Below are 20,876 nucleotides of genomic sequence, written 5' to 3'. Positions count from 1 at the left end.
CTATCAATGAACATTATTATACTATTAATCGGAATACTAATCGTTATTGTAACGAATTTGGATGCACTGTCTACCATTCTCCGAATAAATGGGGGAAGTAAAATTTCGAATTTTGTTGCAAGAAATGTTTGGCGAGCGAGTGTTTTTATTTCAGGAAAATTTTCTCGGGTATCCATTTTGAGCAACGCAGGTCCATTAATTGTCGTGACTTTATTTTCTCTTTGGGCGGTGTTGCTTATGATTGGATATGGGCTCATTTACAATTCATATGTTCACTCAATTGTAGAAACATCTACGGAACTGCCTGCAAGCATCACGGCAAAATTTTATTATGTTGGCTATACACTGACTTCACTAGGCAATGGTGACTTGAAAACCGGAAACGATTTCTGGCGTATTATTTCGAATTTCACGGGTTTAAATGGAATGTTTTTACTGTCCATAGCCATTTCTTATTTTATTCCGCTAATGAATGCAGTAGTGAAGCAGCGCATGTTAGCTACTTATATTTCAAACCTCGGAGATACCCCCACCGAAATAATTTTAAACGGATGGAATGGAACTGATTTTAATATACTGCATGAACAATTCAAAGATTTGTACCCCATGATCCTTTTGCAGTGTGAGCAACAATTGGCATATCCTGTGTTGTTGTATTTCCATTCAGAAAATCCTAAATACTCACCCCAGCTCAACCTGGCCAAGTTGGATGAAGCCTTGAGTATTCAGGAAGTTTACGATATTGATCAGTCAGACAAGACTTATATTTGGAATAACCTCCGCAAGGCCATGAACAAATATTTAAAAGTGACAAAAAATTCTTATTCATTCAAAACTGAAACAGTCCCTGACTTTCCTTACCAAACTAAATTGGAATCATTAACCGACCAAGTTCCGAAAGAAACAGCAAAACTCCGCCTAGCTACCCTTAAAGATAGAAGAGCCTTTATTGCCAACCTGATAAAAAATGATGGATGGAAATGGGAAAAAAGCATGAGTTAATTGGTCCAAAATAACACTTATTTTTTAGTCCTTATGGAGCCCCATGGCGAAATGTCAGGCAGAGTACATAAGGCATAAAATTTGTGGGGAAAGCCTGAAATAGCATCAAATAAAAACAGCTACCATGAATGATCAAGAATTTAAAGCCTTTGTTGTTGAAGAGAAGGAGGGAGAATTTAGCGGATCCATTAAAACAAGAAATATTGAGTCCTTACCCGAAGGAAATTTACTAATCAAAGTTTCCTATTCCTCCCTTAATTATAAGGATGCCCTTTCGGCTTCAGGGAATAAGGGCGTTACAAGAAATTTCCCCCATACCCCGGGCATTGATGCGGTAGGGGTGGTTGCTAAATCCGAAAATGCTACTTTTAATGAGGGGGATAAGGTAATTGTTACCAGTTATGACTTGGGGATGAACACCTCCGGAGGATTTAGTGAATACATTCGCGTTCCTGCAGCCTGGGCGGTAAAATTACCTCAACACCTGAGCATGAAAGAAGCCATGATTTATGGGACAGCAGGTCTTACCGCAGGGATGTCAGTATTGCGGCTTACAGCATTGGTAAAGCCTGAAGATGGCAAAATCCTTGTTTCAGGAGCTTCCGGAGGAGTAGGTGCCTTGAGTGTAGCCATTCTTTCTAAACTGGGATATACTGTGGTCGCCATCACGGGCAAGGAGCATGAAAGAGACTATTTGATGAAGCTGGGAGCTCAAGAAATTATACTCCGAACTGACTTTGAAAATTTAGACAAACGACCATTGTTGAAACCTGCTTACGCAGGAGGAATAGATACCGTTGGGGGTGTGATCCTCGAGAACATTGTTAAATCTACAGTTCCTATGGGGGCAATCACTTGCTGCGGCAATGTGGCCTCACCAAAGCTCAACCTTACCGTTTTTCCTTTTATTTTAAGAGGGATCTCACTTATAGGTATTGATTCGCAGAATTATCCTATGAGCTATAGAGAACAGGTTTGGAATAAACTGGCCAAAGAGTGGAAGCCTTCTCAGCTTTCTGAAGCCTACGATGAAATATCTTTGGCTTCACTTCCGGAAAAAATAGCCTTGATCCTACAGGGTAGGTTAAAAGGTAGAACCATAATAAAAATAGCTGAGTAAAAAGGATTTTTATTCCAAAAACACCTCAGCAATCAGAAGACCAGTCGCTTGCAAAGGTATTTCCCCTTGCAAGTGGCTAACCTTTCTCTATTTTTTTGGCATCACTACTCCATCAGCCCCCTTATTTAACTTCATTTTCACCAGCACCTCATGTAGTGTTTCTGCGGCAAGACCGTGAAGTACCAAACGGTAAGCAGCACTATAGGTGGTCACAGGAACCATGGGATGTTTGTTATTGATTAAGCCGAGATGCCCGGGTGTGCCAAGTATTTGAGAGGCATAAATGGCAATGGTTTCGTCCAATTGCAATGAATTGGAAGCCCTGATAAAATCATTGGAAGTAAGGAAGAGTTGATAAAAAGGAGTGAAAAGCTCAATGGCAGATCTCAAGTCCAAAATATTAGTCCACTTGTCCGGAAAGTCAATATGGTCAAATTGATCTTCAGTGATCATGCTGAGGTTTAAGTTCTCCGGCGGACCAATAGTAATGTTTTTCTCTTTTAATTGTCGATTCAATCGGATGACAAAATTGTACAAGTTCAGGTCATGCTTTAAGAACAGATCGTCTTTTACATCCTCAAAATCTTTGGGCTTGAGAGGACTTCCCACAATTTCTACATTGGAAATATTTCCGGCAATAAATTGCAGAATTTCGGTACCTATATGAAAATGCCTGAAAATAAACAAATTGGCATCCGGACTAACAAATCGCTTGAGTCCCCAGGCCAAAACCCTGTGAAGGATCTTGGATGAATTGATAAGTTTGGGAAAGAAAAACTTAAAAATATGAATGAAAAACATGCTGATCTTGGATCCCACCTCGATAAAAGGCAACAAATACCTTACGGATTTTGAAGAATTGTCCCTCATCAAAACCAACTTAGTCCTTTGGTTAATCGGGATGCTGTCATCCAGAAACAAGGCCAACCAAGGGTTGGGATCTCGCTCGTCATGTTGCGATAAATCTAATATATTGTCTTTCATATTGCTCCCTAGTAATTCCCCAATTCCTCCAATTGCATGCGGTATAATTTCGCCGTTATCTTGGCTGTTTTCACAATCTTTTTGGCTATTTCCATATTCATTTTGGGATGATCCAAGGCCTCTTCCAGGTTGTGAAAATGATTTTCATCCGCTGTCCCATGGTAGCTAAAAAAAGAGACCTGGCTGTTTTTCAATTGCAGCTGGTCTTGCATCAATTCCCCCCAATAACCCGCCAGCCGTTTGCCTATTCCTTCAATAATAAACATTGAACCTAACAAATCTATCGGGTTGGCTTTGCTCGCCTGTTGAAACATAAAAGAAGTCAAGGCTACTGTTCCAATATTTTTTTCACCAGACCTTATGGTTTCCGGGTTTTCTCCCAAAGCCTCGAAGTTTCTTTCTAGCATCTGGTAATCCTTGTGCTCAGTAGCCGTATGTTTAATAAAGGCAGAACGCAAGTCAAATAAATCAATGTCAATATTGGAGGCAGCTCTGGATATCCACTGGGAGCCATCAATAACCTGTTGCCTTAGGTCTGTCAACAATAGCTTATAATCAGCCATACTCAAACTTCCATCGTGTATTTTGGCCACAATAGGCACTTTCAATAAAGCCGATTCAAAGTCAATCCATACCCGAGACAGGTTACGTATCAACCATTCCGAAGTTTCGTTTGCTTCAATGATCAGCTCAGGAGGCACTATTTCTCTGGGAGGATATACTTTTTTTTCTTCGCTTTTCCCTACCACTGTAAATTGCATAAAAGAAGTGATAAACCTCCCGCTTTCTGGCACCATACAAAGGACTTTGTCTCCCCTTCTCAACTTTCCCGAATACATCAATTCTTCTACCATAATAAAAATAGAAGCCGAGCCTGTATTCCCTCTTTCACTAAGGTTGCTAAACCATTTTTCATCGGCAATGGCCCCGCCGCCTTTTTGCATCAATTCCTTAATGCTGTCTTTAAAAACCTCCGAAGAGTAATGGCAACAGAGCCAATCTACTTCCGAAACTTTTACTTTTCCCTGGTCGATTAATTCAAAGTAGTGGCCCACACCTGTCTTTATAACCTTGTCTAAAAGCCGTGTATCTTGATGCAAATTGATGGCTCCTGCTTTGGAAGCTTCCTCATAACTTGGGTAATCAAGCCAGGTTTTCTCTGCCTCATCTTTGTTATCAGTTTTTCCGGTATACATGCAAAGTGGGAATTCATTGGCATATGACTTTATGTCGATCCAATCAATTCTTAAAGAAAGTCCTTTTAAGTTTTCCTTGTTTTGCAAGACAAAAGCCCCCGCCCCATCAGAAAGCATCCAACGTAAAAATTCTGCATCAAAAGGCAAGGTTTGCACCCCTTGGGCATCAAACCTTGAAGCCTTAAACATCCTGCTTGGCAGCTCACTGCCTACGCAAACTGCGTTCTGTTTTTGCTCGCTTCTGATCTGCGCAAATGCATTCTTTAATGCCATTACTCCACTGGCACATACACTTTGAAAACCGGCCAATTCACAGCGATTAAAGGCTAATCCTGCATGTACCATACTGGCAAAACCCGGTATGGGCAAATCTCCCTGGCTAGTCCCCGTACACAATAATTCCACATCCGAGGACTTTAACTCGCTTCTTGTTAAAGCATTTTTAATTGCATTTACAGCCAATTCAGCATTTGAATGGGTGGTTTCTTGCGATTTAGTTAAGGCAAAATACCTTGTTTTGATTCCATTTTGACTCAGTATCCTCTTTTTTACCCTACTCTCCTTTCCATCAATTTTTCCCAGGAAATCTTCTATTTCTTCATTGGATACCGGCTGATTGGGCAGGTAGGTACCCATCGCAGTTATGTACACCTCATTCATTTCTTATTTCTTTTGTCCGTCAAATATCCTGTCCAGAAAGTTTAAAGCAAAACCATAGTTCTTCCTACCCTTGCCATGGTGTTCATTGTGGAAGGTGCCAAAGTGCTTCCACCCTTCTCCTATTCCATTGCCAAACCTATAATTGCAATGCCCAGCAAAATTCAGGAGTATGCTCACCAATGGAAAGGTAAACACCGCAAAAATGGAGAAGGGTATAAACGGCATTATTGTCAATGGCACTGTGCTCAATAGTAAAGCTTCAAACCAGTGGAAGCTATACACCGAATATACGGTTGGAGTATAAGATTTATGGTGAATATAATGCACATGCTTCATCATAAATCTTCGATGCATTAATCGGTGTACGAGATAAAAGTGCAGCTCGTTCCACAAAACCAGTACAATGATTCCTCCCAATACTGAATACCAAGTATTGGGTAGTAAATTTATTACCCCATTTCGTATCAAGAAGACAATGGGTAAAATAGAAAAGCCAAAGACGATAATTGATCTAAAAGAATGCTTGATTTCAAAGGCAACCTGCAGGTAGGAAACCTTTTCGGAACTTATTTTATGCAGCATATTACGGGATTCCAAAAGCCGACAAACCGCCAAAAACAAGGGGGCTAAACCAAAGTACAAAAGCAAAAAATAGCCAAAGGAAAGACCAAATAATGTAAAATAAGAATAATCATAAAGTATATGTTTTACAAAAAGCTCCATTGGGTATTATTCTTTTTCTCAGTCCGCAGCCATCTATTTTCCCACTGCCAGGGAATTCTTAACTCAATATTTAAGGGTCACTTTTCTTCTAAATCTTAATAAAAAGATAAAAAGTTAAATGATCTAGAAAAATATTAAAAATTTCCCGAAGGATTTAAGACCAACTTACGACAATAGTAATATGAGAAAATTATTGTATTTATTTGTATTGATTGGCATCGTTTCGTGCAAAAAAGAAAAGGTGCCGGTGAGCCCTGGAAATATTTCCATTGCAGAAGTAGTTCAGGCCAATTTTAAAAACAATTATACTCAGGAGGTTAGTGTACAGGTTAGCGAAGAAAATATCACCATTAATAGCACAGGCTTACCTGATCACAAAACACCATACTGGGGTAGAGGTCATGAAATGTATGAGGAATTTCCCGGAAGCAACCATGCAAATAGGAATAAAACCATGACTTCATTTAATTATAAAATGACCATCCCTATATATCCCAATGAAAGTAAATTCAAGGAAGAAACATCCTTAGGACCGGTTGGAATGGCTTTAAATGGTGTACCCATTTACAATGATTATGAAGGGGGCGGCGTATTGCAGGAAAATGCTTGGAGTACCTTTGATGCCTCCGGAGGGCATCCCGGGCCAAGAGAGGATTATCATTACCATAGCGAAGTAGCCCACCTCACTGTTAATGATGACAATCTAATCGGATTTTTAAGAGATGGGTTCCCCGTATATGGCCGGAAGGATATGGATGGATCTTATCCTAACGACCTGGACGAAAATGGAGGGCATACCGGTACCACATCAGATTTTTCTGAAAGCATTTACCATTACCATATCACCAATGAAGTTTATTCAACTTCCAGTCTATATGTTATCAAATCCGGGGCCTATCATGGAAGCAAAGGCACTTTCACTCAATAGATAATGGGGATTCATTCTTCCGATCTTATCAAAACTTTATTGGTGATGCTATGTTACATAGGGATAAGTGCATGTACGAATACCGGAGAAATGGAAACCCTGGGTGGGGAGCTTAATTATAAGGTTGACACTTCCGGAATCCCAAGGGACACCATAGATTTTAATGCCCCGGGCCTGAGCTACAAAAACGGGTACTATTATTTATCAGGTGAAAAGTATTCAGGAATTGTTCACAAAAATCAAATCGGTTTCAACATTGTCACCTATAGTTCGATTTATCTGGGCATGTTGCACGGTAGTTACAGAAGCTATTATCCCAGTGGAAAGCTTTTTGAAATTCGCATGTATAGAAACAACCTTTCCGTAGGTAAGCAGTTGGGTTACTGGGAAGAAACGGGGAATTTAAAATTTGAGTACAATTATTACAATGATAAAAAGGAAGGGGAACAAAAAAGTTGGTATGCCGATGGGTCCTTGGCTTACACTTATCATTACAAAGACGATAAGCAAGAAGGCCTACAACAAGCCTGGCGGAAAAATGGCAGTTTGTATAGAAATTTTGAAGTGCATAATGGTACTCGATATGGGTTACAAAAAACCACCATATGCTATGAGTTAGAAGATGAGAAAATAAAATAACTACCTATAAAGAACATACCTATTCTATGAAAAATTTAAATCGGATCCTTCAAAATAAAAAACTAAAGGTTAACTATTACGGAAACTTTCTTGATCGCTTGAAAAAAATCAATGATGAGCTGGAAGAAGTAAAAAAGTCCCTGCCAAATATCAGAGATATCAACAAGGACTCAAAAACTGAAGCAAGCAATTAAAAATATATTCCGGTATATGCAATAGGGTTCTCTGGGTTTCTCAGCTAGGGTACCAATCTATAGAAAACCATGCTGTCTGTAGATTTTAGTCTAACGATCCTACATTGAAATTGAAAGCGGTATCGAAGGAACGATTCAGGGAATAGTAAGTCTATTGCAGGTTTGGGATTTATTCGAATTTGGTTGTTCCATTCGGCTGAAGCACATATTGAAAGGTATAAGTTGCACCTTCAGCCGTGAGCGGATCTAGTTCTTCATCAGAAGGATTTCCTTTATAATAGCTTAAAATTTCCACCTTTGCATAATTACCCGAGCTAGTCTGTAATAAAATCACCTTACCGGGAATAGGCTTTATGGCATGGGTGGTTGGGTTATAGCTGTACCAACCGTTCCCACTGCCTGTGGGAATTGCCAGGGTCGTTTCGGTATCCATGGCAAATGTTGCGGTTTCAGGTATTTCTTTAATTTGCTGAAAAACCCCATCCACCAATGCTGCACTCACATTTTTGGCCGCATTGGCTCGGATAGTAGTGCCTTTAAAGGCCACATCCCAACTCTCGTCCTCAGTCGTTACTCTGTTTTCTGATAAACTGTAGTACTGAAAAGGCTTCTCCTCTAATACTTGCCCCGTACTTCTGTCGATTACATCATTGGGAGCTGAAAGGTCTTCTACCATTTCTGCCACCAATGGCAATTGAGGCTCCTCCTCTGGTTCAGGATCACAAGCCATTAAAACGAATATAGCTAAGCTAAAAGACATAAACATTGATAAATTTTTCATTTGATGTATGGTGTTATAGTTTATAAATTTAATAGTGGTATTTTGATCCCTACAAAGAGAAGTCTTCCCGGCATATTGGGCTGAGTAATACTGGTTTTGTCCAACAGATTATTCACCCCTGCCTCTAGGAAAATTCCATTGCTGAAGCTTTTTGTTGAGGTCAGGTTTATGGTATACCAGCCGGGAGCATATTCTGCCTCATCATCCAAAATCAGGTTGCCATTCAAATCTGAAAAACCGAATTGTCCCCTGTATATCAGTCGTAAAGCCCAATTAATTCCTGTGCGGTTTTCCAAGTAATTAACCTTCAGGTTTCCACTGTGCTTGCTCCTGTTAAATAGTCCGCCATAATCTGCCTTGCTTAGGCGAACGGTTTGGTTATTGGCATCTTTCTTATACATATTGCCCTTCGCAATCTGATCCATTACGTCCAAATCCCGGGTGTCCAAAAAGGCATAACCGGCACTGACGCTAAAGTTATCGTTGTATTTAAAGCTGACATCTAAATCCAAACCTTGGGTGACCACTCTGCTGATATTGAAGTAAGAAAAGGCATTTTGTCCCGAGACCAGCTGGGCAATGGGTGCCGTTTCAATCATGTTCTGCAAATCGTTTCTAAATAAATTTGCTTTGATTAGCAAGGAGGTTACTGGTTTCCACCGAACACCGGTGTTAATTGCCCAAGAATGTTCGGCTTGTAATTCTCCCAAATTCTCCGGTTGAATTAATCGCCGTGCAACCAATCCTTTGGCTTCAAGGTCTGCCAATCCATCTTCTGCCAATTTTGCCCCAAACACATAATATCCGGCAGAAGCATTATTGAAGTTTAGAAGCAGTTGCCTGAAGTCCGGTGCCTTAAACCCGGAACCAATGGATACTTGCCAGCTAAATTTATCCGAAAACCGATATTGACCGGAGAGTTTTGGGCTCAGCCGATTTCCATAGACGCTGTGAAAGTCTCCCCTTGCACCGGTTACAATGTTTACCTTATCGGAAGGATCCCATTGATGTTGCAAATAAAAGTAAGTTGCGTCAAAATGGTTTTTGTCATCGTATCGGGTGGCTTCCACTGACTCGCCCGAAAAGCCCAAACCAAGACTTATCAATTGCTTCTTGTCAAATTGGTAATCGGTCTGCAGCTCTGTTCGCTGATAGAATTGTCGAAAATCCTGAATATCAAATACAGTCCCTTCTTCCTGGTACTTGGATAATGAATTGGTAGTAAATACAGAACTCATGTTCCTAAGGGTAAATAACCATGCATTATTGGGCTTGTACCTTAACGTAGGATTGATATTGATTTCATCGCGTTGGTCGGTTACATCTAATAATTCTGTCCCTGAATTTTCTATTACCTCCAAGACCCCTGAAGCTTCTTCGGTATATCCTCGCAAGAATAAATTAAAGCTCAAGCCTGTACCCAATTTGGCACCTAACTTTACTTGCCCACTGTGTGAGCTGTAGGGATTTTGAGTATTCCCCGTCACCTCAGGACTTAGGTCATAACCGTCTGTCTTATAATAATCATAGAGCACATCTATGTTCCAGTTTTTCTCCCTTAAGCCAAAGTCCAGGTAAGGGTTCCATGTATTCAAGCTACGCTGTCTCATGCCAAGATCTATTTTCTTCCCCTGACCTCCGGATTTGGTGATAATGTTCACCACACCGGCCATGGCTTCGCTGCCGTAAATGGCACTGGCCGGACCCTTTAAAATCTCAATCTTTTCAATATTGGATACAGAAATGCGATTCAAATCAAAAGTACCGGCCGTCCTGCCAATTAAAGGCTCCCCATCGAGTAAAATAAGGATATAGTCTGTATCGAGCCCCTGCATTTGCAGGCCTGTACCATGGTTGGAAACAATTTGTAAGCCTGTATGCTCACTCAATACTTCTGAAAGCCGGACAGCTCCGGTCTCCTGAATTGCCTGATTACCAATCACAGTTACCGGCATGGGTAAATCTTCTATGGTGCGGTCCGTACGAGTGGCTGAAACCACCACCTCATTCAGTTCCCCTTCCTTCTCTTTCAATACAATCACTTCAGCTTTCTCCCACTCGTCCCAACTTAAATGCCTGGACTCGTATCCAAGGGCAAAAACCAATACCGAATCGCCTGAATTTAGTTGTGCCATATAAACTTCCCCCGAAGACCCGGCAACAACGGGTGGGTATTTGTCCACTTGCACCATTGCCTGCGACAAGGGTATTCCCTTATTGTTTACAATGATTTTGTCTCTTTCCAACCCATGTCCTATTAAAGGGTAAAGAAGAAATAAAATCATCATGTTAAGTTTAATTAGATTAATTCTAACCATAAGTTTAAAATTTTTTAGCAGGAGGTTTCTCCCTGCTATTTTCTCAACTCAAGCCATCTATTAGGCTTTTCCAAGCCGGATTTTGCGGGATTCCGGGTTTCCTCAATCCAAAAAACTGAGCGACCATCTCCCCTTTTTGATCAAATATTTCTAAGGCAGAAACAAGTCCATCTGTTGTATTTTTATGAACAACAAAAGCTTTGTCGATCACCTGCTCATTAAGGTGCATATTGAAATCCGGATCCATTACATTGAGCCAATCACCCAACTGTTTTATTTGTTTCACCTTGCCCTGATGAATTTGGATATTCCCCCTATTTCCGGCAAAAATCATGATCGGAAGCTCCGATTCAGCAGCGAAATTCACCACTTTCCTGGCAGATAATTTATCTACGGGATAAGCCCACTTCTCTCCTATCCACTCCACCGCATTCATGCGATTCAACTTGTACTTTCGCAGCATACCAAAGAAATCATGGGTGTCTTTCATGTTTTCCCAGTCTGAAGTAAAGCCTTCAAAATCCAAATCTTCTCTAGGTGTATATTCCGGTACCTCATAAGAAACCGGTTTCGGGGCTGCAGACTGATCAGGGTGCATATGTTCTTCAATCAACAAATTGGCGAAAGCTTCATCGGATTCTTCTTGAATATAGACTTTCATTATTGCATCCCCTTGTCCATCAAAATACTGTAAGCTAAATAAAGGTCCCCTGGGGCTTTCATTCCGCACAGCAAAACCATATTTCCATGCGCTAAAAAACACCCTTTGCTCAATGGGACCGATTACTGTTGCAATTTGGTGGGGGCCTGCTCCATGAATTTCTATTTTTTGAAACCTTCCTTTGTGTTCCAACACGCAGCCTTCACTCCTGGTAAGGGCCATAACCTTCCCTAGCTTAGGGAATTTTTTAACTTGATCGATAAAATCTTCAGATAATCGGACCACATTTTGTCCAATTCCGGTGGCGATTAACTCCGCTTCTGAAGCATTTAACTGCTTGGCAGCATCCCTAATCCTAAGTTTTGGATTTTGAGTTTTCAATGATTCCCAAGATGCCTTTAGCGTATTCAAAGTGCTGGATATGGTTTCCATTTTATTATTTTATTTAAGCGTTTAATTAATTTCCAAAAAACCAACTCCTAATTATTGAACCAGTCGGGTTGATGGATACATTTTAGATTTATTGGAACAGTGTACAATCAATTGATCAGTACCAACGCAATGCATTAGCTGAATGGGATGATCGAATACCGTTTCAAGCAAACATTCATTCAAACCAGCCTTTATTGGTCCACAGTAACACATTTTCCCGGCTTTCAATAGTAGGATTTTGTCTGCATACTGTGCGGCCAGATTTAGGTCATGCAAAATGACAAGCACACCAATATTCCTTCTTTTTAATTGGGCCAATACCTCAAGCATGGCATGTTGCTGTGCAATGTCTAAGCTAGAGGTAGGCTCATCTAGCAATGCATACCTTGGGAAAGGCTTCTTTTCCCATATCTGCACCAATACTCTTGAGAGTTGAACCCTTTGTTTTTCACCACCCGACAGCTGTTCATATTGCTGCCCCTGCAAATGATCGATCTGTGCCAAGGCCATGACTTCATCCAATACTTTTTCGGGATCTTTAACTTTGTTGGAGATAAGCCCCAACTCCACTACTTCCCGAACGGTAAAGGGAAAATTCACTGTAGAATGTTGTGGCATTACGGCCCGAACCGCTGCTAATTGACTGGCCTTTAACCCGGCAATATTTCTACCATTGTATTTTACTACCCCCAAAGAAGTGTTTGAATCTCCTGAAAGGAGTTTAAAGAGCGTTGTTTTACCTGCACCATTTGGTCCTAATATAGCCATGATTTCACCCGGATGAACCGCTAGATCGGTCGCATCAAGAATTGTCCGCTTTTTGGTCCGAAATTGAATGTTTGAAGCAGATAGCATACTGAAGTTATTTTTTTAAATTATAAATCAAACCCATAAAGAAAGGTGCTCCCAATAAAGAGGTAATCACACCAATCGGCATTTCGGCAGGAATGGCAATGGTTCTGGCCAATAGATCGGAGAAATTCAATAAAATTGCTCCCAATAAAAAGGATCCCGGCAAAACCAATTTATGATCCGCACCGAAACTTATCCGCATAAGATGGGGTACAATCAATCCTACAAACCCTATCATTCCGGACAAGGATACCGCAACACCAACAATCAAAGCCGTGGCCACAAGCAATATCACTTTTGTTCGTTTTACATTTACCCCCATATAAAAGGCCTCTTTCTCACCCAAAGCCATGGCATTCAAATTTTTAGCCCCACGCATTAATAAAAGGGAGGGGATACAAATGAAAATAGCCGCTATGGGAAGCTTGCCCCATGATGCTCCACTTAAATCGCCCAAACTCCAAAAAGTGAAACTCCTCAAAGCAGCATCATCTGCATAGAATAAGGTAAGACCAATCAAAGCTCCCGCCATGGCGTTGATCGCCACACCTGCCAAAATTATGGTGGCTGTATTTCCACCACCATTCCCGGTTCCCAAGTAATAAACCGCCAAAACATGAAATAATCCACCTAGGAAAGCAAACATGGGCAACCCAAAATCAGCTAGTAGAGGAAAGTTATCGACAATGCTGGGTAGCAGAACAAGAAATATGACCGCAAACAAAGCACTACCACTACTCACTCCAATTAACCCGGGTTCTACCAGTGGATTCCTAAACAAGCCCTGCAAAGCCGCTCCGGCGATTCCTAACCCACCTCCAACCAGCACAGCCAGTAATATTCGCGGCAACCTGATCTGCAACAATACTCCGGCAGACCTACTTTCAAAGCCGGCTAAATCCAAGCCCAAAGACCTTGTTAAAATGGCAAGGACTTCCATTAATTCAAGCGAATAGGCTCCTTTGGTTAGGGAAATAAGCAATACCAGGCAAAGGATACCGGTTAAGGACAGTAGCACCCAGTAATTCAAGCGCTTTTTGCTATTCACTATCCCAGAAGCCATCATTTTTTCCTTACTTCTTTAGCCAGTTCAAGTGCCACCTGTCCTACTCTAGGCCCCATACCTGACAAATAATGGCCATCAAAGCTCAACACCTGCTTTTCTTTATAAGCTTTCGTTTCCTTTACTCCATTCACAGCGGCAAGTCCATCCAAGCCTCCCAGACTTTCTAGCCCTGAATCAAATAAGACAAGATAATCGGGAGACATGCTTACCAGTGACTCAGGTGTCAAAGGAATAAACTCTTCAAAGCCCCGAGCTGCCATCTTTATTCCGGCCAAATTGAATATTTCTTCGGCAAAGGTGTTTTCTCCTGCCACAAATAAGGTCTCAGGCCCCCTCGCCATAACAAAAGCTGCAGTAAGGCTATCCTCCTTATCCTCTTCCAGCAAGTAAGCCTCTAATGAATTCAAATCTTTCCTTATTTCTTCAATTATCTGCTCCCCCTTATCCGGCACCTCAAAAAGCCTGGCCAATTCCATCACCAATACTTTGGTTTCTTCAGGGTTGGTCGGCTTATTGAAAAAATGAACCTTTAAGTCCATCAACTTCAGTTGGCTGACTACATCCTCCGAGAGGTATTCTTCCTCAACCAAAAGCATATTCGGAGAAAGTGACAATATCCCTTCCGACTTGATTTGATTTCTATAACCAATGCTTGGGAGTGCCTGCATTTTCTTGGGATAGGTAGAGGTTCGGTCGGTGGCGATAATTTTATCACCAAATCCAAGTGTGTATACTATTTCAGTAATGGTTCCTCCCGCAGTAATAATCCTTTGAGGGATATTTTCTTCGGTAAGCTCAATAGATTTCTTTTCACCCGAAGCGCAGGACAATAAACTGAACAATAAAAAAGCCGAAAGCAGGATCTTTTGCATTTATTTAGATTAATTATTAATAAAATCAATAATGCGAATGTACATCTATTTGGATTAATTCCAAATAAAAATAACAGGAATTTTTATTCAAAATTTGACTCCTTAATGGATCTCACAGATCATAACTACAGCTAATTTACCGGAATGGGCAGGGTGATAAATTAAGTCTACTGCCTATTGAAATTCTTAACCGGTCCTATAATAGCATTGTGGGAATTCAATATAATTTAAGATATTTAATGAGAGATAGTTTAAGGGATTTACGAAAGACAATAATACCGAATGGCCACTTTCCCAATAATTGGGTAAAACAGTATAAAACTGTTCAGCCCTTCCCTGAAGTCTTATACAGATTGGATTTTACTCAATGGAGAAAGCTATTCCTGCCATTGGTATTTTTTAATCAATCTATGGCTCGATATCGTGAAAGTGAAATCAAAAATAAAAAGCATGAAACATAAACCCCAACTTATTCAAATGAAGAAATTAAAACATTTCCTTAAAAAAAGCCCTTTGCTTTTGGCCATGTTTGCATTAGTTCTGGCTTGTGCAGGTCCCAAACCCGTCGAAAACGAAGTAAAAGAAGCAGCTGACTTCGAGATTGTAAAATACAATAATCCCGGAGCAAGTTCATTTTTGGGTGTAGGCCTATGGGCCTGGCCATTACCAATGGATTATGATGGTGACGGAGACATGGACATGCTTGTATCCTGTCCTGACAAACCTTTTAATGGACTATACTTTTTTGAAAACACCAGCGGTGAAGATTTTCCCGACTTCGCTCCTCCGGTGAGAATAGGTGATGCCATTTCCAAAGTCCAAGTATCACATACTTCCCAAGGGGTAAAGGTTTTGACACCCGGTGCTGAGTTATTGAACTTTAAAACGGACTTGGCCTCCACTTCTAATGACCTATTCCCTATAGAAGAATTGACCAAAGACTTGGGTAAAAAGCCAAGGTTTAACCAGTGGAAAATGATAGACTATGAAGGAGATGGTGACCTGGACATTATTGTAGGGATGGACGATTGGTCGGCCTACGGCTGGGATGATGCCTACAATGAGGAAGGTGTATGGACCAATGGCCCACTTTTTGGCTATGTATACCTGTTAGAGAACAAAGATGGCAAGTATGAAAACCGCGGCAGAATCCAGGCCGGAGGGAAAGAAATAAATGTATATGGTGCTCCTTCACCTAATTTTGCTGATTTTGATGGAGATGGTGACCTTGACCTTATCTGTGGGGAATTCTTGGATAAATTAACCTATTTTGAAAATACAGGTACCAGAGAAAATCCTGTTTATAAAGAAGGACGGTATTTAGAAAATGAAGAGGGAATCATTGCCATGAATTTGGAAATGATTATTCCCGTAGCCCTTGATTGGGACAAAGATGGTCATGTTGATTTGGTCGTAGGTGATGAAGATGGACGTGTTGCTTTGGTGAAAAATACCGGTAAAACAGAAAATGGACTTCCAATTTTTACCTCCCCAAAGTATTTCAGACAACAAGCCGACAATCTTAAATTTGGTGCCTTGGTAACCCCTGTAAGTGTGGATTGGGACAATGACGGAGATGAAGATATCATTGCAGGAAACTCTGCAGGTCATTTTGCCTTTATTGAAAATTTGGATGGTGCCGTGACACCCAAATGGGCTGAACCTAAATTGCTCGAAATCGATGGTGAGCCAATAAGAATTCAGGCAGGAAACAATGGATCCATCCAAGGGCCTGCAGAAGCCAAGTGGGGCTATACCACCTTATCCGTAGCGGATTGGGATGGCGACGATCATCAAGACATCATCTTTAACTCCATCTGGGGAAAAGTAGAATGGATCAAAAACACAGGGAACAGATTATTGGCACCTCAGCCGGTCAAAGTAGACTGGAAAGGTCAATCTCCTCCCTATCCTGCCTGGAATTGGTGGAAACCTAAAGCGGATGAATTGGTCACCCAATGGAGAACCACCCCTTATGCCATCGATTGGAACAAAGATGGGGTGATGGATTTAGTAATGCTAGATCATGAAGGTTATCTTGCTCTATTTGAAGGCAAAAAAGGGGATGGAGAACCGACTCTGCAGCCCGGAAAACGAATTTTTTATGGGGAAAATGGTTCTGCCTTTAGCAATAAAGACAAAGTGGAAGATACAAATCCGGGCGTCTTAAGGCTGAATACATCGGATGCAGGAAGCAGTGGCCGAAGGAAAATCAGCTTTATGGATTGGGACAATGATGGAGACCTGGACTTATTGATCAACAGTGTAAACATTTCATTATTTGAGAATGTAAGCGAAAGCCCGGATAAAGTCGTATTCAATCATAAAGGCCCAATTTCTGAGAAAATCCTAGCCGGACACACCACAAGTCCTACATTCGTAGACTGGAATAGAAATGGGACTTGGGATGTTTTGGCCGGTGCCGAAGATGGACATTTCTACTACTTCCCCAGGTAATCAATCAAAATAGTTAAAAAAGCCTCTGCAATAATTGCAGAGGCCTTTTTATGTTTTTCAAATTCCATTTATTGTGGTTCTGCAGCAATGTTTACAAAATCTTTAGTTACCTCAATAGATGGCTTTTTACCGATGTCAATCAACCTGAGGTATATAGACCACCGGCTGTTTTGCATACTTTTCCCTATTAATTATTTGTAGTAATTATTTGCAGCCAATTATCCGGTAAGGCAAGTATTTGGTCTTGATTTAGAAGAATCTTTTCCAATTCCGAATAAGGTATATCCTGTACATCTACCCTTTCACTAGCAGCAATGGCTGCTGCTGCCCCAATACTTTGGCCCAACACCATAAAGGTAGGAACAATCCGGATGCTACCATAGCCTACATAACTTGAGGAAAGACAGGTAGGTGTCAATAGGTTTATGGCCTCTGCTTTTTTAGGAACTGAAGCTTGAAATGAAATTTTAAATGGCTTCCAGGTCCTATCGTTTTCTACATGGGTGAATCCTTCATTATACGCTTTGCCATCTTTTACTATTCTCCTGGCATGGTGCATATCAGGAGGCCACCAAGCAAGGGCAACAGGATCTGAAATGGTGTCTTGTTTATTGATATCAGTATTGTATTCGGTGATGACATAGTCTGAGACCATCCTCCTTCCACTGCGAATATATAGGCGCCGAGGCCAATTCCCATTGTCTGTAAATTCATCTTTTGGCAAGCCCCAGCCTTCCCAATCTGCTCTCGTTAAGCTATCTACACTTTCGTCATGCTGCAAAAACCAAAGCAAACCCAGTGTAAAAGAACGGTGATAATTGATTATACTATCTTGCTTCTCATAATTCCCCGCAGGGTATTCCCAATTTTCTCCATAAAGATTGGCAGAGAGATCATGCCAACTACCGATGTCTGTTTTTCCATTGTGCCTATTGGCAACAGGCTTGAACAGCCTACCTCCTTCTTTTAAGTATCTCCGGTAAATCTCATACCTTCCCGGATCGTAATCCTCAGGTTTATCAATTGGAATACGGTTATCTTCTTCCTTTGTAAGGCACATCCTGAAACAAAAGCCCTGTATATAAGGACTGGGATCTCCATGATTTCCCAATTCCCCGGATTGAATGGTAGGAATAAGTCCGCTTGTGGGATTTCCTTCGATTACATAAGGGTCAACCCCCACTTGAAATTGCTTGAAAGTATTTACTTCCTGAATTCCATTTAGATTCTCCCCGTATTTTTCATTCCCTTCACGAATTGTTTCAGTAGTAATTCCGGCAAAGTGCAGCAAGTGTCCTTCAATCGATGCATCTACAAATACTTTGGCTTTAATTTCGGTACCATTTTCAAGCATTACCTTTTCTATTCTGTTTCCCTTTTTTCCTACACCGTTTTGTTCCTTTATCCTGGTATTTCTTATAATGGTAATGTTTTTTTCTTCCTCCAACATCAGCTCAATTACTGCTTCAGCTACTGAAGGTTCGTATTTTGAATACCATTTTGGGTTTTCAAATTGTGCTTTCAGTCCGTAATGCGCTTCCACTTTTTCATAAAATTCCCGAGCTATCCCCCCAATCACTCGTGCATTTCCAAACCGCATGTCCTTCCCCAATCCCTCCACTACCATCCCCCCCGGATGACCTGTAGGTTCAATAAGTACCACTTTTTTCCCCAGTCTGGCAGCTTGGATAGCAGCAGTAAAGCCCGCCTCACTGCCTCCTAAAATACAAACATCAGTAGTGAAATTAGATTGCTGCACTTTGTCATTGCAAGCATAAAAGGAAAGGCATACAAATAGTAAAAAAGGTAATCTTATAAATTTCATGAATTCTTTGGGTAAGGGTTTTGCTAATTATTTATCTTTTTCGAGGATTTAAGAGATGTTGAAATGATGCTTTTATTTTTTCTCCTTCACCCTGAGGTTTATCCCAAGCTTATCCTAATAAACGCAGCAATTACTTCGATTTACCAAGTTTTTATTTGTATGCGCTTTAGCAGGATATTATCATTTTATTTTTGAAATTTTAAGTTTGTGTATAAATTGTATCGGAAATATTTTTCTTGCAGGTATTAATGAAAAATTCAAACGATTACGATCAACTTATAAGAGCAATTGCAATATATAATTGTGAGCGTTCTTTTCGTGAATTTTTCAATATTTTTTACCCTGAACTTTTTGAAACAAGCGTGTATTACGTGAAAAATAATTTAATCGCTGAAGAAATCGTCAGTGAACTCTTTGTCAAGCTTTGGCTAAAAAGGGATTCTCTTACAGAAATAAAAAATATCAAGGCCTACCTCTTTATCAGTACAAAGCGTTTATCCCTAAATTACCTCAGACAAAAGCAAACACCACAACTGTACTTAAATGACATAGATACAGAACTTTGTGTTAACCTTCGAAACCCTGAAGAGGAAATGCTTAGTGAAGAGGAATTGTTGAAAATTAAAAATGCAATAGAAAACCTTCCAGAAAAATGCAGGTTGGTATTTCTACTTGTAAAAGAGAAAGGACTCAAATACAAGGAAGTAGCTTCAACTTTAGATATTTCTGAAAAAATGGTTGAAAAACACATTTCGACAGCCTTGAAAAAACTTCGCAAAGAACTCTCAGACACATCATTTGTCAAAAAATACAGCCCTAATATTGTAAAGGTTATTTCGGCACTCTCTTTTATCTTTCTTACTTAGGTAAAAGAAACTTTTTCCTGAATTCCCATTCCCAAGTCCTATTCCCGAAGAAATAAAATCAATCAGCTCAATTAAAAAAAATGAGTCATGGTAGGGTAATAAAATTTTATTGTGTCTTTATGGGCATAATGATGAAATTTTATTTCTTTTTGACAAAATGGGAGACAAAGATATTTTCGAAATAATTGGGAGAATTCTATCCGGAGAAGCAAGCAAGGATGAAAAACTTGAATTGCATCGATGGATGGAAAAGAGTGAAGACAACGTCAATACATTTGAACAAATAAAAAAGATGTGGGAAGCTTCACGTATCCATCAAAAGATATCAAATGAAAATCGTGTTTTTAATAAAATACAGAACAAAAAGATTTTTCTGGAACGGTTAAAGACTGAGGCTAACAGTCCCAGGCGACTGTCAACTAACGCAAAAAGAAAAGGCCATTTTGGCTGGATGGCTGCTGCTGTCATTAGTTTGTTGATATTAATAAGTTACCCTGTTTATAGAAATCTGGTCAAAGTTCCTGAAAAAGCCAATATTTTACCTGTGCTTACCCATAAAGAAAATGGCCGAGGACAAAAGTCAAAAGTAATTCTATCAGACGGGACCAACGTCTGGTTAAATTCCAGCAGTAAACTTTCCTATATCAATGGATTTACAGATTCCATAAGAGAAGTCTTCTTGGAAGGGGAGGCATATTTTGAAGTAACGAAGAATAAAAATAAACCATTCATTGTCCACACCGGCAAGCTCAAAACCACGGTTATCGGGACATCATTTAATATTCGTCACTACCCCACAGATGCCCATCCTACCTTATTTCTTGAGGAGGGAAAAGTCAAGTATGAATACCTGAAGCCTACAAATGGGACAAATATATTAACGCCCGGCAATGGCGTGAAATGGGATCCGAAAAAAGGTGAAATGGTAAAATTCACTGATGCCCCCTTACATTGGAATGCCTGGAAAAACAATATTCTATTATTCGATGACCTTGACTTCATAACAGCACTAGAAGAGTGCGAAAGGTGGTATGATGTAGATTTTATCATTAAAGGCACGCCGCCTACTCATTGGAGGTTTACAGGAAAATTTAAAAATGCCTACCTAAAGAGTGTCTTGCAAAGCATGCAATATGGGAAACAATTTGACTTTAAAATCCAAGGAAAAAATATTGAAATAACCTTTTAAATACCCGGCCTATGAAAAAAAATGGCAATACATTTATCGTATTGCCACCCCAAATTATTGATCTGATAGAACCCGTGTGGAAATGGTAACTATCAAAAAATATTTGTTCAA

At 40.3% G+C, this 20,876-nt stretch carries 18 protein-coding genes; 8 read left to right on the top strand and 10 right to left on the bottom strand.

Annotated elements, in window-relative coordinates; all coding sequences use genetic code 11:
* Positions 1-6 precede the first annotated feature (6 nt).
* Positions 7-1,002: an ion channel gene (locus tag ACYVHJ_RS20870; RefSeq protein WP_460518843.1), complete on the top strand. Its 996-nt coding sequence runs from the start codon at positions 7-9 to the stop codon at positions 1,000-1,002.
* 124 nt (positions 1,003-1,126) lie between these two features.
* Positions 1,127-2,122 (top strand): YhdH/YhfP family quinone oxidoreductase, encoded by a 996-nt coding sequence (locus tag ACYVHJ_RS20865; RefSeq protein WP_460518840.1) that lies wholly within the window; start codon positions 1,127-1,129, stop codon positions 2,120-2,122.
* Positions 2,123-2,209: 87 nt separating this feature from the next.
* Here the strand turns inward: ACYVHJ_RS20865 and ACYVHJ_RS20860 are convergent, their stop codons facing one another.
* Genes ACYVHJ_RS20860 through ACYVHJ_RS20850 form a run of 3 tightly spaced genes read right to left on the bottom strand, consistent with a single transcriptional unit; the run spans position 2,210 to position 5,685 of the window.
* A complete protein-coding gene (locus ACYVHJ_RS20860; protein WP_460518838.1) occupies positions 2,210-3,106 on the bottom strand; it encodes a DUF6999 family protein in 897 nt (298 codons plus the stop codon).
* 8 nt (positions 3,107-3,114) lie between these two features.
* Positions 3,115-4,962, bottom strand: a complete 1,848-nt coding sequence (locus tag ACYVHJ_RS20855) for a 3-oxoacyl-[acyl-carrier-protein] synthase III C-terminal domain-containing protein (RefSeq protein ID WP_460518835.1) — start codon at positions 4,960-4,962, stop codon at positions 3,115-3,117.
* 3 nt (positions 4,963-4,965) lie between these two features.
* Complete coding sequence (locus ACYVHJ_RS20850; RefSeq protein ID WP_460518832.1) at positions 4,966-5,685, bottom strand: sterol desaturase family protein; 720 nt, start codon at positions 5,683-5,685, stop codon at positions 4,966-4,968.
* Positions 5,686-5,866: 181 nt separating this feature from the next.
* Between ACYVHJ_RS20850 and ACYVHJ_RS20845 the strand changes: the two genes are divergently transcribed.
* The 3 genes from ACYVHJ_RS20845 to ACYVHJ_RS20835 are packed head-to-tail and all read left to right on the top strand — an operon-like array spanning position 5,867 to position 7,446.
* Positions 5,867-6,613 (top strand): YHYH protein, encoded by a 747-nt coding sequence (locus ACYVHJ_RS20845; protein ID WP_460518830.1) that lies wholly within the window; start codon positions 5,867-5,869, stop codon positions 6,611-6,613.
* 45 nt (positions 6,614-6,658) lie between these two features.
* Complete coding sequence (locus ACYVHJ_RS20840) at positions 6,659-7,252, top strand: toxin-antitoxin system YwqK family antitoxin (protein ID WP_460518827.1); 594 nt, start codon at positions 6,659-6,661, stop codon at positions 7,250-7,252.
* A gap of 26 nt (positions 7,253-7,278) precedes the next feature.
* Positions 7,279-7,446: a hypothetical protein gene (locus ACYVHJ_RS20835; protein ID WP_339903711.1), complete on the top strand. Its 168-nt coding sequence runs from the start codon at positions 7,279-7,281 to the stop codon at positions 7,444-7,446.
* Between the two features lie 169 nt (positions 7,447-7,615).
* Here the strand turns inward: ACYVHJ_RS20835 and ACYVHJ_RS20830 are convergent, their stop codons facing one another.
* The 6 genes from ACYVHJ_RS20830 to ACYVHJ_RS20805 all read right to left on the bottom strand — a co-directional run bounded on the left by ACYVHJ_RS20830 (position 7,616) and on the right by ACYVHJ_RS20805 (position 14,428).
* Entirely contained in the window at positions 7,616-8,227 is a 612-nt protein-coding gene (locus tag ACYVHJ_RS20830; RefSeq protein ID WP_339903712.1) for an HmuY family protein, read from the bottom strand.
* A gap of 20 nt (positions 8,228-8,247) precedes the next feature.
* Positions 8,248-10,515, bottom strand: a complete 2,268-nt coding sequence (locus tag ACYVHJ_RS20825) for a TonB-dependent receptor plug domain-containing protein (RefSeq protein WP_460518822.1) — start codon at positions 10,513-10,515, stop codon at positions 8,248-8,250.
* A gap of 73 nt (positions 10,516-10,588) precedes the next feature.
* Positions 10,589-11,638 carry a hemin-degrading factor gene (locus ACYVHJ_RS20820; protein WP_460518819.1) on the bottom strand — a complete coding sequence of 350 codons (1,050 nt, stop codon included), beginning with the start codon at positions 11,636-11,638 and terminating at the stop codon, positions 10,589-10,591.
* 51 nt (positions 11,639-11,689) lie between these two features.
* A complete protein-coding gene (locus ACYVHJ_RS20815; RefSeq protein ID WP_460518816.1) occupies positions 11,690-12,493 on the bottom strand; it encodes a heme ABC transporter ATP-binding protein in 804 nt (267 codons plus the stop codon).
* A 7-nt stretch (positions 12,494-12,500) separates the two neighbouring features.
* On the bottom strand, positions 12,501-13,556 hold the full coding sequence (locus ACYVHJ_RS20810) for a FecCD family ABC transporter permease (protein WP_339901804.1): 1,056 nt from the start codon (positions 13,554-13,556) through the stop codon (positions 12,501-12,503).
* Entirely contained in the window at positions 13,553-14,428 is an 876-nt protein-coding gene (locus ACYVHJ_RS20805) for a heme/hemin ABC transporter substrate-binding protein (protein ID WP_460518813.1), read from the bottom strand. The genes ACYVHJ_RS20810 and ACYVHJ_RS20805 overlap by 4 nt, the downstream gene beginning before the upstream one ends.
* A 450-nt stretch (positions 14,429-14,878) precedes the next feature.
* Between ACYVHJ_RS20805 and ACYVHJ_RS20800 the strand changes: the two genes are divergently transcribed.
* Positions 14,879-16,885, top strand: a complete 2,007-nt coding sequence (locus ACYVHJ_RS20800; protein WP_460518810.1) for an FG-GAP repeat domain-containing protein — start codon at positions 14,879-14,881, stop codon at positions 16,883-16,885.
* Positions 16,886-17,072: 187 nt separating this feature from the next.
* On the opposite strand, the gene ACYVHJ_RS20795 is transcribed toward ACYVHJ_RS20800, so the two are convergent.
* Entirely contained in the window at positions 17,073-18,710 is a 1,638-nt protein-coding gene (locus ACYVHJ_RS20795; protein WP_460518806.1) for an FAD-dependent oxidoreductase, read from the bottom strand.
* A gap of 248 nt (positions 18,711-18,958) precedes the next feature.
* Between ACYVHJ_RS20795 and ACYVHJ_RS20790 the strand changes: the two genes are divergently transcribed.
* Positions 18,959-19,576: an RNA polymerase sigma factor gene (locus ACYVHJ_RS20790; protein WP_460518803.1), complete on the top strand. Its 618-nt coding sequence runs from the start codon at positions 18,959-18,961 to the stop codon at positions 19,574-19,576.
* A gap of 157 nt (positions 19,577-19,733) precedes the next feature.
* Complete coding sequence (locus ACYVHJ_RS20785) at positions 19,734-20,765, top strand: FecR family protein (protein ID WP_460518800.1); 1,032 nt, start codon at positions 19,734-19,736, stop codon at positions 20,763-20,765.
* The last annotated feature ends 111 nt before the right edge of the window (positions 20,766-20,876 follow it).

This window comes from Cyclobacterium sediminis, assembly GCF_054781075.1.
Note: the sequence above shows the minus strand (reverse complement) of the source record. Positions and strands in the feature narration are given on the sequence as shown.